The sequence below is a fragment of the Inhella sp. genome (genome assembly GCF_041912635.1).
GTDB lineage: Bacteria > Pseudomonadota > Gammaproteobacteria > Burkholderiales > Burkholderiaceae_C > Inhella.
On record NZ_JAYRMO010000031.1, the window covers coordinates 47,410 to 60,001 of the forward strand.

General features: G+C 70.0%; 8 protein-coding genes. 1 reads left to right on the top strand and 7 read right to left on the bottom strand.

The features are described from left to right. Nucleotides 1-27: 27 nt before the first annotated feature. Entirely contained in the window at nucleotides 28-600 is a 573-nt protein-coding gene (locus ACE3QP_RS16995) for a helix-turn-helix domain-containing protein (protein WP_374437675.1), read from the top strand. On the opposite strand, the gene ACE3QP_RS17000 is transcribed toward ACE3QP_RS16995, so the two are convergent. From ACE3QP_RS17000 to ACE3QP_RS17030, 7 genes are all read right to left on the bottom strand, one after another. After that, nucleotides 597-2,195, bottom strand: coding sequence for a ShlB/FhaC/HecB family hemolysin secretion/activation protein (locus ACE3QP_RS17000; RefSeq protein ID WP_374437676.1), 1,599 nt, complete (start codon nucleotides 2,193-2,195; stop codon nucleotides 597-599). The two genes, ACE3QP_RS16995 and ACE3QP_RS17000, sit on opposite strands and share 4 nt — an antisense overlap. After that, nucleotides 2,192-5,434 carry a filamentous hemagglutinin N-terminal domain-containing protein gene (locus tag ACE3QP_RS17005; protein ID WP_374437677.1) on the bottom strand — a complete coding sequence of 1,081 codons (3,243 nt, stop codon included), beginning with the start codon at nucleotides 5,432-5,434 and terminating at the stop codon, nucleotides 2,192-2,194. The genes ACE3QP_RS17000 and ACE3QP_RS17005 overlap by 4 nt, the downstream gene beginning before the upstream one ends. Then, a complete protein-coding gene (locus ACE3QP_RS17010) occupies nucleotides 5,431-7,596 on the bottom strand; it encodes a CHAT domain-containing protein (RefSeq protein WP_374437678.1) in 2,166 nt (721 codons plus the stop codon). Before ACE3QP_RS17010 ends, ACE3QP_RS17005 begins: the two co-directional genes overlap by 4 nt. A gap of 117 nt (nucleotides 7,597-7,713) precedes the next feature. Then, entirely contained in the window at nucleotides 7,714-8,691 is a 978-nt protein-coding gene (locus ACE3QP_RS17015) for a GMP reductase (protein ID WP_198109288.1), read from the bottom strand. Then, complete coding sequence (gene xdhC, locus ACE3QP_RS17020; protein WP_374437679.1) at nucleotides 8,678-9,499, bottom strand: xanthine dehydrogenase accessory protein XdhC; 822 nt, start codon at nucleotides 9,497-9,499, stop codon at nucleotides 8,678-8,680. The genes ACE3QP_RS17015 and xdhC overlap by 14 nt, the downstream gene beginning before the upstream one ends. After that, nucleotides 9,496-11,817, bottom strand: coding sequence for a xanthine dehydrogenase molybdopterin binding subunit (gene xdhB, locus ACE3QP_RS17025; RefSeq protein WP_374437680.1), 2,322 nt, complete (start codon nucleotides 11,815-11,817; stop codon nucleotides 9,496-9,498). The genes xdhC and xdhB overlap by 4 nt, the downstream gene beginning before the upstream one ends. Next, nucleotides 11,814-12,592: FAD binding domain-containing protein (locus ACE3QP_RS17030; RefSeq protein ID WP_374437681.1), on the bottom strand; the 779-nt coding region annotated here is incomplete at its 5' end. The genes ACE3QP_RS17030 and xdhB, both read right to left, overlap by 4 nt.

Below are 12,592 nucleotides of genomic sequence, written 5' to 3' on the forward strand. Positions count from 1 at the left end.
AGTTGTTCACTGAATCAAGGGATTCGCATGAGCGACACCGATCTTGCCCAACCGCCCCAGCTCGGGGAAGCCCTGGCGGCGCTGCGGGCCAAGCGCCAGCTGACGCTGGACGCCCTGAGCCAGCGCGCCGGGGTGTCGAAATCGATGCTGTCGCAGATCGAGCGCAACCAGGCCAACCCCACGGTGGCCGTGGTGTGGCGCCTGGCGCACGCGCTGGGCGTGGAACTTTCCGAGCTGCTGGAGGGCGCGAAGCCGGCGCAGAGCGGCATCGAGTTCGTGCCCGCGCACGCCACGCCTTCGCTGGCCAGCCCGGACGGCCTGGCGCGGCTGCGCATCCTGGGTCCGATCGAGCTGGCCGGGCAGTACGAGTGGTACGAGCTGATCGTCCAGCCCGGCGGCGTGCTGGCCTCCCAGGCACACGAACCGGGCTCGCGCGAGCACTTGTCGGTGCTGAGCGGCGAGTTGGTGGTGGAAACCGGCGGTCAGCGCCAGTTGCTCGGCCTGGGCGAGACCGCACGCTATGCGGCCGACCAAAGCCATGCCATCCGCAACCCCGGGCCGGAACTGGCGGTGGGGCTGCTGGTGGTCTTGCACGCCTAGAAGCTGTAGGTCAGCTGGGCGTGCACGCCGCGGTCCTGCAGGCTGTTGTTCTGCGCAGAGCCGGCATCACCGCGCACCCGCTCGGCGGCAGCAAGCTCCAGCAGGGCGCCGCGCCAGCCCAGCTTCAGCGCCAGGCCGGCGGAGGCCAGCTCCACCCAGGCCTGCCCGCGGTTGCGCACCCTGCCGTGGTCGTAGAAGGGCTCCAGCTCCACCCGCAGGCCGCCGCCCTGCCCGTCCTTCCAGACCCAGGGCAGGCCCAGATTGGCGACCCAGCCTTCATCCCGCACCGCCTGGTTCTCGCGCTGGCCACGCACGCTGTTCACCCCGCCCAGGGCGATGCCGCTGCTGGGCAGCAGGCGGTCGCGGCTGGCCTGGGCCAGCAGGCGTGCGCTCAGGCTCAAGCCCTCAGGGCCCAGCTTGCGCAGCCACTGCGCCTGTAAGGTGGCGAACTCGAAGCTCGGCGCCGGCGCACCCTCCAGGCCGGGGACGGCCGCTTCGCGCTGCACGTTGTTGTGGCCCCAGTTGAAGTTGGCGCGCAGCACCAGCACCTGCTGCGGGCTGCGCCACTGGGTTTCGTGCCACAGCCGCCAGACGGTTTCGCGCACGCGGCCGTCGGGCACACCGGCGGTGAAGGAATACGGCTCCCCCAGCAGCGTGCTGCGCTGCCGGCGCGCCTGCGCCTGCAGACCGCTGCTGTGGCGCCGCTCGGTGCTTTCACTCCACAGCTGGCTGACGCCCAGCTCCCAGCAGCGCGTGGCACTGCGGATGTCAAGCTGGCGCACCGGTTCTTCCACGATGGCCGAATCACTGCGTTCGGCCGCCACATTCACCTGCGTGAACGGGGCGCCCCAGGCGGTGAGCGGCGTGCGCCAGTCCAGGCGTTGCTGGCCCTTGCGTGAGCCCTCCCCTTCCAGCGGCCACAGCAGCAGCGCATCGAGCTGATCGCCCTGACCGCTGAGGTTGCTGAGCTGCCCGCGCAGGCCCAGCGCCCCCTCGCCCACCGACACCGGGCGATGGTTGTTGGCAAAGGCGCTGAGCTTCCAGGGGCGCGCGCGCTCCACCTCGATGTCCAGCACCGCCTCGCCCAGGCGCTCGCCCGGCAGCAGGCGCGCCTGCACGCGCGCCAGCAGGGGGTCGTTCAACAGCAGCTGGAAGCGCTCGCGCAGCGCGTCCATGTTCAGGGCCCCCTCCGTGCCGCCCAGGCGCGCCTTCACATGCTCAGGGTTCAGGCCGGCCAGACCGCGCAGTTGCACCTGCGTCAGCCGCCCTTCAATGGCCTGCAGGCGCAGCACCGGGCCGCTACCTTGTTCCTGCAGCAGCAGCAGGCCGGAATTGACGAAGCCGTGCTCCACGTAGACCCGTGTCAGGCGCTGGCGCAGCGCCTCGATCTCACCCTCATCCAGCGGCCGCCCGAGCCAGGGTTTGGCGGCGCTCTCGAACAGGGCCAGCGGCAGCGCCTTGACGCCCTGCAGCTCCAGCCGCTCGATGAGCCGTGCCTTGCTGGGCGCCACCGCCGTTGGCGGTACCGGTGGCAGGCGTTCCTGCGCGGCGGCCAGCAGGGGCAGCAGCAGGCAGCTCATGCGCAGCGCCTTCATGGGCAGCTCCCGGCCAGCACGTGGGCGGGCCGCCCGGGCGGCCCGCCTGGCAGGGCCTGCCCGGCCAGGCCGCCGCGCCCGCTCAGCGCCAGGCTGCTGCCGCTGCGCCGGTCGCAGGGGCTTTGGCCCAGGCGGGCCGGGTCGGGCAGGCGGGCGTCCAGCAGGGCCAGGCTGGCGCTCAGGTCCTGCAGGGGGTTGGCCAGTTGGATCGTTCCGTTCACCCCGTCCGGCGCCACGGCCTGGATGGCGTTGTAGGCCTGGCGCGGTTGCGCAAAGGCCAGCGGCACCTGGCCGCCCAGGGTGACGCGATTGCCGCTGGCCACCACCGCGCCCACATCCAGATTGACCACCCCGCCCTGCCCGCCCTGCGCCGCGCTGTTGGCTTGCACGAAGCCGTTGTCGAGCCAGAGGATCTGGGCGCGCACGGATACATCCCCACCATTCCCTTGGGTACCGAATACCGATGTACTGGCCTGACTTTTGAACAATTCCAAGCGTCCATCGGTGCTCAAACTCAGCGGACCGCCATTTCCATTCATGGCTCGGGTGCTGATTTGCGACTCACTCAAGCGAATCCCCAAGGGCGCAGTCACGCGAACTTCACTGGCCGAGACATTGCCTGGGGAGTCGGAGAACGCGGCGCTATTCAGCAAACTGATGCGCGGGGCACTCAATTCCAAGCGAGTGGAAATGAGGCTGGAAGGGTTGGCTACTGTTGCGAAGCTACCGATGCTGATGAGGCTTTGGCCGCGCAATTCAATCGACTCCAGTGCCTGGATGCGCACATTGCCTGCCTGGCCGCTCGATTGCGCACCCGCCTCGGAATCAACGGTACTCGCCCCTTGCATTCGGAACTGACCGGCGCCAATGTCGACAGAGCCTCCCGCCCCGATGCCCTCCGTGCCGCTGGACACGTGGCCGCCGTCGAGCAGGATCAAACCCTGCGCCGCCAGGATCACCGAAGCTGCGTTCCCGCGCGAGCCTTCCACGGCCGAACTGGCAACACGGCTGTCCTTGATTGATATGTTGCTGCCCGCGAGGCCAATTTCTCCAGCAACTCCGCTGCCTGCCGTCGACGTGAGAACGAAGGACTGCTCATTCAGGGCGATCTGTCCCTCGCTTGCCAACAGAATTTTTCCGGCCGCACCCGCTCCCAAAGTAAAGCTGGTCATGCTCGACCTGCTCAACTCGATGGATCGACCAGCCGTGACAAGGATGGCACCGGCCTCCGATGTTGGGGTGAAAGCACTGCTGTCCAGGAAGGAGCCGCCCACCATGCGAACCGATTCACCCGCCTGAAGCACCACCCCTCCGGCCATCCCGCTCGCTACGCTGCCGGTCTCCTCGTCCTGGTACGCAGAGGAAACGATCCGCGCTCCGCCGTCCAGCACGATGTGCTTGGCCTCAGCCTTGACCAGTCCCGCATTTCCCGGTCCGGTGGTACTGGCCGTCACGCTTGCTCCGCTATTCAGGCGCAGCGTTTCCTGCGCCCGCAGATCGATGTAACCACCAGAGCCGGTGCTGAGCGTTGCACTTCGTACAAGGGCGTGATCCTCGATCACCAACTCTCTTGCTGCGAGGAGGATGTAGCCGCCAGCCGCCTCGGTATGCGTGTTGCTTGACACGCGAGTGTCGCTACCACTGACACGGAGCAAGTTGTCCGCAAGTATGGCCACGGTACCGGCACTGCCGGTGCCATCGAGCGAGCCGGCGGTGATCTCGGACTTTCCTTGGATTGTTATGTCCGTACCTGCCAGCAAAACATCGGCGCTGGCCGCACCCTGGAGGCCAAACGTGGCGATCTGTGCACCGTCCAACACCAGGCTGCGCCGCCCCTGTATACCGACGCCGCCGGTTTGACGGCCCAGACCAACCGCCTGGCTAAGAACATTGCTGTCGCGTTCCAGCACCACATCATTGCCAGTCAACAGAATGGCACCGGTACTGCCCAAGCCCACGCTGTACGCCTGCACATGCCCATCGGGCGCCAGGCGAAGGGTGTCGCTGGCCTCCAGACGGATCGAGCCGCCCTTGCCGGTGTCCTGCGTGGTGGCCGCCACGCTGCCGAACGAGGCCAGGGTGATGCGCGGCGCGCGGATCTGGATGTCGCTGGCGTCGCCTGCGGCGATCGCGTTGCTCCAGACTTTGCCGTTGTCGTGGATCAGCACTTGCTCGCGGGCATCGATCAGGATGGCGCCGCTGCGCCCGCCGCCGGCCGTGTAGGCGTTCAGCCGGCCGAGCTGATCAATTTCCACCGTGGCCGCCGAGATGCGCAGATCGCCAACGGCGGCGGCCGTGTCGGTGTTGACGGAAAGGTAGCTGTCCTCTGTGACCCAGAGCTTGTTGCGCAGGCGCACATCGACGTCGCCCGCGGCTCCGCTGCCGCCCTCCAGCACGGCGCTGGTGACAGCAGAATTCCCGCTCAGAGTGAGGTTGCCCGCGGCGATCTGAATCGGGCCGGTGGCGTAGTCCCGGATTGAGGCCGCGAACACAAAGCTGCCCTCACCCAAGCGAATGTCGCCCTTCAAATCGCCGGGCAGCGCGCCGGAGAGCGGCAGCACGACCGCGCCATCACCCACCGCGGCCAGGCGCAGATTGCCGGTGCCGACCAGTTGCGCGGCCGAAAAGTCGATGTCACCCGCCACCAGTTGGGCTGGGCTTTGGCGCGCCGGCGCCAGCACCGCCCCCGGCAGCAACACGATGGGTGCGGCCCGATCGCCGCCCAGGAAGCCGAAGGCCTCCGGCGCGGCCGCGCTGAAGCTGCTGCCACCCGTGGTGGCCCATTGGCTGCCATCGGCCAGCTGCAACTGCTGGGCGGTGCTGACATGAAAGCCCGCCGGCACGTCGATGCGGGCCTCGCTGCCGAACACCACGCCGGCGGGGTTGATGAAATAGAAGCCCGGGCTGCCCTGCTCGGCCTTGAGTTCCAGGCTGCCGTCCAGGAAGGAAGGCAGGCCGCCCGTGACACGGCTGATCACATGCGCCACGCCTGGGCTCTGGACGGTGAAGCGCGCCGTCTCGCCGGTCGGGATGTTGAAGTGCTGGAAGCTGTGGAACAGGTTGGCGCCCTGCAGCTTGCCCAGGCTTTCCGGGATCAGCATCAGCGGGCCACGGATGTCCACCACCGGGCCGGCACTGCCGTCGGTGCGGATGGGAGCGACCTGCGCCTGCGCAGCCACGGGCCAGGCCAGGGTCAGGGCGGCGCTGAGCGCCAGGGTTCGGAAGGGGCAGCGGGTCATAGCCAGTTTCCGATCAGGGCGAACGAGGCCCAGTAAAAGGGGTGGCGGGTGGCGGGGTCGCGCAGCAGCTGCAGCTGCGCCTCGCGCAGGGCGGCGGCCTTGCCCTGGCCGTTCTGCAGCCAGGCGGCGTAGAAACCCGTCATCAGGCGCACGGTGGCGGCGTCGTCCACCGGCCACAGGCTGCCCAGCACGGCGCGGGCACGGGCCTTGATGGCCGCGCCGGCAATGCCCAGCGGGGCGCGCTCGTTGCCTTCGGCGGTCTGGCAGGCCGAAAGGCTCAACAGCTCGATGGGCTGACGGCGCTGGTTCTCGCCCTGCAGCAGGGTCTGCAGGTTGCCAAGGGTCAGCAGGTCGTCGTAAGCGAGCAGGTAGCTGGTGGCGGCCGAGCCGCCGAACAGCCCGTGCGAGGCCAGGTGCACCACGCGCGGGCTGCCGGCCTGCATGGCCGTGCCGAAGCCCTGCACGGTGAAGGCGGCTTCGCGCAGCGTGCGGCCGCCCACCAGGTCGCCCAGCCGGTCCAGCTCCACACCCACACCAGGCAGGCGCAGCGCGTCGGCTAGGCGGCGCTCCTGCAGTTCGCGGGACACGGTTTCCGGGGCCTGGCCGGCGGGCACCAGGGCGCGCGTCATCGATTGCGCCCAGGCCTCACCGGCCAAGCGCTGCACCACCGGCCCGAACTCGGACGTGCCCGCCAGCAGGGCACCGGGCCGCGTGTGCAGCCCCGGCGCCTGGGTGTTGGTCATGCTCAGGCCCAGGGTGCTGGCGTGCGTCCAGCGCTCCAGCGCGAAGCGCTGGCCGTCGTGCAAAACCCCCATGGGGATGAGGCGCAAGGGTCCGTCGCTGACCCAGACGAGGTTGCCCACGCCCCGCTCGGCCAGCCAGCCTTCCAGGGGCTGCAGCAGGGCCTGGTAGAGCCGGCGCGCCGCGGGTTCAAAGCCCGGCGTGCGTTCCCGCAGCTGGCGCGCCAGCAGGGTGGCGGCCTGGCGCACCTCGCCCGGCGGCACCGTGCTGCGGAACAGGGCCAGGCCGCGGCTGTCTTCCACCAGCAGCTCCAGGCGGTCGTCCAGCAGCACGGGGTAGATGGCTGCACTGCCGCTGGGCAGGGCCTGGGATTGGCCGCCCTTGAGGGCGTCGACCTCGCATCGATCGCCCAGGTAGTCCTGGATCTCGGCCTGGCGCAGCTGTTCCAGCGCGTCTCGGGCACGGCGCAGCAGGTCCTGGTCTTGCTGGCGCGCGCGGGCCTGCTGCAGCAGGCCGTCCACCAGGCCAAGGTAGAGCGGCTGGAACAGCGTGAGCTGGCTGGACTGCCCGTCGGCCTCTTCCAGCGGCCAGTCGGCGCGCAGCGCCTCCAGCTGGCTGACGGCGCGCTGGTAGGCGGCCAGGGCGGCCGCGGGGTTTTCCTTGTTCAGCCGAGCCAGGCGGAACTGCAGGCGCACGCCCATCTCCGCGCTCTGTGCGGCATCCAGTTCCTTGAGCTGTTCCAGCGCGTGCAGGGTCAGGGTGCGGGCTTCGTCGCGGCGCCCGGCGGCTTCGTACAGGCCAGCCTGGCCCTCCAGCGCCGCGGCGCGCAGCCGAGGGTCCTGGCTCTGCATCAGGCTGCGCTCGAAGGCCCGGTAGGCCATGGGCTCCAGGCCGAAGCGCTGGGCCAGGCGGCCGAGCTCCAGCTGCAGGTCGGGCTCGTTGAGCTGCGGCGCCAGCGCCGCCAGCCCATCCAGTACCTCCTCGCTCTTGCCGCTCAGGCGTGCCTTGTGCAGCCAGGCACGCTGCTGCAGCGCCAGGCCGGCACCAGGGATCAGTTCCACCGCGCTGTAGCTGGCCAGCGCGGCTTCGCGCTGGCCACGCTGCTCGGCCAGTTGGCCCTGCGCCAGCAGCAACAAGGCGCGCTCATCGGCACGGGCGTCTGTCAGCAAGGGGTCGAGCAGGGCCTCGGCCTCGTCCGTCCGGCGCAGCTGCAAGGCCACCAGGGCCTGGCTCAGACGCCAGCGGCGCTGCAGTTCGGGTTCGGCGGGCAGCGCTTGGCGCAGCAGGCCCTCGGCTTGGATCAGGGCGCCGGCCTGGCGCAGGCGCTCGGCCTCGACCAGGCGGGCATCGGTGGCGGCAGGCGCGCCAGACGCCGCGCACAGCAATATCCAGCAGGCCGCAAGCACGGCGGGCAAACGCATGGGGGTTCTCCGGCAGCGCGCCTCTCAGGCGCACGGCCGCAGCTTAGTCAGCTTCGCCCGCGGCCGCCATGGCTCGAACGGGCCACTGGTGCCTCAGCCCCACACCCCCTGCATGCCCTACATGAACAGATGCTCGCCCGCGTTGTTGCCGCCCAGGATCACGTAATTGACCTTGCGCAGGTCCATCAGGCTCTTGCCACCGGCGTAGCTGATGGAGCTCTGCAGGTCCTCGCGCATCTCCACCAGGGTGTCGGCCAGGTGGCCCTTGATGGGTTCGAGGATGCGCTTGCCCTCCACATGGCGGCGCTCACCCTTGTTGAAGTCCGAGGCCGAACCGAAATAGGCCTTGTAGCGCTGGCCGCCCTCGATCACCGTTTCGCCCGGACTTTCCTCGTGTCCGGCGAACAGCGAGCCGATCATCACCATGCTGGCGCCGAAGCGGATGCTCTTGGCGATGTCGCCATGGTGGCGGATGCCGCCGTCGGCCACGATGGGCTTGCTGGCCACGCGTGCGCACCACTTCACCGCGCTGAGCTGCCAGCCGCCGGTGCCGAAGCCCGTCTTCATGCGCGTAATGCACACCTTGCCGGGGCCGATGCCGACCTTGGTGGCGTCCGCGCCCCAGCGCTCCAGGTCCAGCACGGCCTCGGGCGTGCCCACATTGCCGGCAATCACGAAGGCCTGCGGCAGGCGCTGCTTGATGTGGGCGATCTGGCGCTGCACGGCGTCGCTGTGGCCGTGGGCGATGTCGATGGTGATGTAGTCCGCGCCCAGGCCCTCGGCCGCGAGCTGCTCGACGATGGCGTCGTCCGCCTTCTGCACGCCCAGGCTGATGGAGACGTAGAGCCCGGCTTCGCGCATGCGGCGCGCGAAGGCCACGGTGTCCAGGTCGAAGCGGTGCATGACGTAGAAGTACTCGTTCGCCGCCAGATAGCGCGCGATCGGCTCGTCGATGACCGTCTTCATGTTCGCCGGCACGGCCGGGATCTTGAAGCGGCGCGGCCCGAACTCGATCGAGGGGTCGCACTCGCTGCGGCTGTTCACCCGGCACTGACGCGGCAGCAGCTGGATGTTGTCGTAGTCAAAGATGTCCATTGAGGTCTCCGGTGGACGAGAGTTGCAGAAGTTGGGCGACGACGGCGACGGCGATCACCTCGGGTTCCTTGCCGGCGATGCCGGGCAGGCCGATGGGGCAGCACAGCCGCGCCAACTGTTCGGGGCGCAAGCCCTTGCTTTCGAGTCGGTGCAGGAAGCGCGCGCGCTTGGTGGCGGAGCCGATCAGGCCGACCCAGGGCAGGTCGGCACGGGCCAGCGCCGCCTCGGTGAGGGCCAGGTCGAGGTCATGGCTGTGGGTCAGGATCAGCACGCCGGCGCCGGCGGGCGTGGCGGTCAGCTCGTGCGGCAGGCCTTCGCTGCAGAGCGGGGTGATGTGGGGCGGCAGCGGCTCGGCGGGGAGCTCGGACTCCCGTTCGTCCAGCCAGCGCACCCGGCAATCGATGCCAGCCAGCAGGCGCACGATGGCACGCCCCACATGGCCGGCGCCGTAAAGGTCGAGCAGGAAGCGCGGCGCGGGCAGCGACCAGGTCTCGGGCGCGCTCTGCGCCAACGGCTGATAACTCAGCACCAGCGCCCCGCCGCAACACTGGCCCAAGCTGGGCCCCAGGGCCAGGCGTTGTTCACCGCCTTGCCCTTGCGCCAGCAGTTCGCGCGCCCGCTCAATGGCCTGCAGCTCCAGATGCCCGCCACCGATGGTGCCCAGCACGGCATCCGCCGCCACCAGCATGCGCGTGCCGGCCTCGCGCGGCACCGAGCCCTGATGCGACTGCACTTCCACCACCATGCCGGCGCGGCCTTGGTCCCGCCACTGCAGGGCAGCGGCTTGCAGCGCCAGCGGCAGGGTCATGGGCTGTTCAGGGCCTTCAGCACGGCTTCCGGCGTGGCCGGCGCCATCAGCGGCGGCTCGCGTCCGGTGGCGGCGGTCACGGCGTCCTTGATGGCGAAAAACACCGAGAACGGCAGCAGCAGCGGCGGCTCGCCCACCGCCTTGCTGCGGTGGATGCTGTCCTTGGCATTGGGCCGGTCGAACAGGGCCACGTGGAACTCCGGCGGGCAGTCGTTGGCGGTCGGAATCTTGTAGGTGCTGGGCGCATGCGTGAGCAGCAGGCCACCCTTGGGCGAGCCATCGGCCGGGTGCCAGACCAGCTCCTCGCTCGTCAGCCAGCCCATGCCCTGGATGAAGGCGCCCTCCACCTGGCCGATGTCGATGGCCGGGTTCAGGCTGCGGCCCACGTCGTGCAGCACGTCGGCGCGCAGCAGGCGGTGCTCGCCCGTCAGCGTGTCCACCAGCACCTCGGCCACCGCCGCGCCGTGGGCGAAGTAGTAGAAGGGCCGGCCCTGCAGGGTGGCGCGGTCCCAGCTCAGGCCTGGGGTGGCGTAGAAGCCGTCGCTCCACAGCTGCACGCGTGCCAGGTAAGCCTTCTGAACCAGCTCCTCCCAGCTCAGGCTCTGGCCATTGACATGCGCCCGGCCAGCCTCGAAACGCACGTCCGCCGCGGCCCCACCCAGCCTTTCGGCGGCAAGCAGCGCCAGCCGCTCGCGCACGGTGCGTGCGGCGGCCTGCGCGGCCTTGCCGTTCAGGTCCGAACCCGTGCTGGCGGCGGTGGCCGAGGTGTTGGCGATCTTGTCGGTGGCGGTGGCCGAGCAACGCACCCGCTCCAGCGGCAGGCCCAGCTCGTGCGCCACCACCTGGGCCACCTTGGTGTTGAGGCCCTGGCCCATCTCGGTGCCGCCGTGGTTCACCAGCACCGAGCCATCGGTGTACACATGCACCAGCGCGCCGGCCTGGTTCAGGTGCACCACATTGAAGCTGATGCCGAACTTCACCGGCGTGAGGGCCAGGCCCTTCTTCAGCACCGTGCTGCGTGCATTGAAGGCCGTCACCGCGGCGCGGCGCTCGGCATAGGCGCTGGTCTGCTCCAGCTGCTGGATCAGCTCCGGCAGGCAGAAGTCCTCCACCGGCTGGCCATAGGGTGTGGGTTGGCCCTCGGTGTAGAGGTTGGCCTGGCGCACCTGCAGGGCATCCAGCCCCAGCTGGCGGGCGATGGCGTCCAGCAGCAGTTCCACCGCAAACGCGCCCTGCGGGCCGCCGAAGCCGCGGAAGGCGGTGTTGCTCTGCGTGTTCGTCTTGCAGGCAAAGCCCTGCAGGCTGACATGCGGCAGCCAGTAGGCGTTGTCGAAATGGCAGAGCGCACGCGTCAGCACCGGGCCGCTCAGATCCGCCGAGTGACCAGCGTTGGACAGCAGCGTGGCCGCCACGCCCAGCACGAGGCCGGCGGCATCGAAGCCGGCCTCGATGTCGAAGCTGAAGCCATGGCGGCGGCCGGTGATGAGGAAGTCGTCGTCCCGGTCCAGGCGCAGCTTCACCGGCGCGCGGTTGCGCTGTGCCGCCACCGCCGCCACGCAGGCGAACAGGGCCGATTGCGATTCCTTGCCGCCAAAGCCCCCGCCCATGCGCCGGCATTCCACGCGCACCGCATGGCTGGGCCGGTGCAGCGCGTGCGCCACCAGGTGCTGCATCTCGCTGGGGTGCTGGGTGGAGCAGTACAGGGTCATGCCCTGGTCTTCCTCGGGCACGGCGTAGCTGATCTGCCCTTCCAGATAGAACTGCTCCTGGCCGCCCAGCTCGAAGCTCAGCTGGATGCGCTGCGGCGCGGCCTCGATGGCCGCCCGGGCCTCGCCGCGCGCCAGTTTCATCGGGGCGATGACGTACTGCCCGGCGGCGTGGGCCTCGCGGGCCGTCAGCAGCGCGGGCAGCGGCTCGGCCTCGATGCACTCGGACGCGCGCGCCGCCGCGCGGCGCGCCAGTTCGCGGGTGCGCGCCACCACCACCAACACCGGCTGGCCGCGGTAGCGCAGCGTGCCCTCGGCCAGGATGGGGTCGTCCTGGATCAGCGGCCCGCAGTCGTTGCGGCCGGGGAGATCGGCGGCGGCGAACACGTCCACCACGCCGGGCAGCGCGCGCAGGCGCTCCAGTTGCACCGCCTTCAAGCGGCCGTGGGCCACGGGCGAAAGGCCGAGCGCCGCGTGCAGGGTGCCCACGCGTTCGGGCAGGTCGTCCGTGTACGGGGCGGCACCGGCCACATGCAGATGGGCAGATTCATGCGGGCGGGAGGCCCCCACCATGGGCGCCGCATGCAGCGGCAGTTCGGCCAGCTTGTTCATCGGGGGGCCCAGACGCTCAGTTCCTCGGCCGCCAGCGGAGCCGCGGCACGCGTCTCCAGCCAGCAGCGGCGCAGCAGGTTCTGCGCCACCTGCAGACGGTAGTCCTTCGAGGCGCGCATGTCACTCAGGGGCTTGAAGTCCTGCGCCAGTGCGGCCTGGGCGGCCCGCAGCGCGGCCTCGCTCCAGTTTTGCCCGCGCAGCGCCGCTTCGGCCTGCGGCGCGCGCTGCACCGTGGCGGCCAGCCCGCCCCAGGCCAGGCGCGCGTCGGCCACGCGGCCGTCTTCCAGCCGCAGGGCCAGGGCGCCGAACACGGCGGAGATGTCCGAATCGAAGCGCTTGCTGATCTTGTAGGCGCGCAGAGTCCAGGCCGGGTCGATCGGCACCACCAGCGCCTGCAGGAATTCGCCCGGCTCCAGGCGGTTCTGCATGTAGCCGGTATAGAACTCGCGCAGCGGCAGGCGGCGCACGCGCTCGCCCTGGCGCAGCTCCAGTTCGGCATCCAGGGCCATCAGCACCGGGGCGGCATCGCCGATCGGGGAGCCGTTAGCCACGTTGCCGCCCAGCGTGCCAACCGAGCGGATGGGGGGCGAGGCAAAGCGCAGCCAGGTTTCGCGCAGCGTGGGCCACTGTTCACTCAAGGCGCCCCAAGCCGCCTCCAGCGAGGCGCCCGCACCGATGCGCAGCGCCTTGGCGCTGCGCTCGATGCGCTGCAGCTCGGCCACCTGGCCGAGGTAGATGACCTCGCCCAACGCGCGGAACTGCTTGGTGACCCACA

Coding starts and splice junctions, on each gene's coding strand:
- ACE3QP_RS16995 (WP_374437675.1), top strand. CDS start 28: ATGAGCGACACCGATCTTGCCCAACCGCCCCAGCTCGGGGAAGCCCTG.
- ACE3QP_RS17000 (WP_374437676.1), bottom strand. CDS start 2,195: ATGAAGGCGCTGCGCATGAGCTGCCTGCTGCTGCCCCTGCTGGCCGCC.
- ACE3QP_RS17005 (WP_374437677.1), bottom strand. CDS start 5,434: ATGACCCGCTGCCCCTTCCGAACCCTGGCGCTCAGCGCCGCCCTGACC.
- ACE3QP_RS17010 (WP_374437678.1), bottom strand. CDS start 7,596: ATGCGTTTGCCCGCCGTGCTTGCGGCCTGCTGGATATTGCTGTGCGCG.
- ACE3QP_RS17015 (WP_198109288.1), bottom strand. CDS start 8,691: ATGGACATCTTTGACTACGACAACATCCAGCTGCTGCCGCGTCAGTGC.
- xdhC (WP_374437679.1), bottom strand. CDS start 9,499: ATGACCCTGCCGCTGGCGCTGCAAGCCGCTGCCCTGCAGTGGCGGGAC.
- xdhB (WP_374437680.1), bottom strand. CDS start 11,817: ATGAACAAGCTGGCCGAACTGCCGCTGCATGCGGCGCCCATGGTGGGG.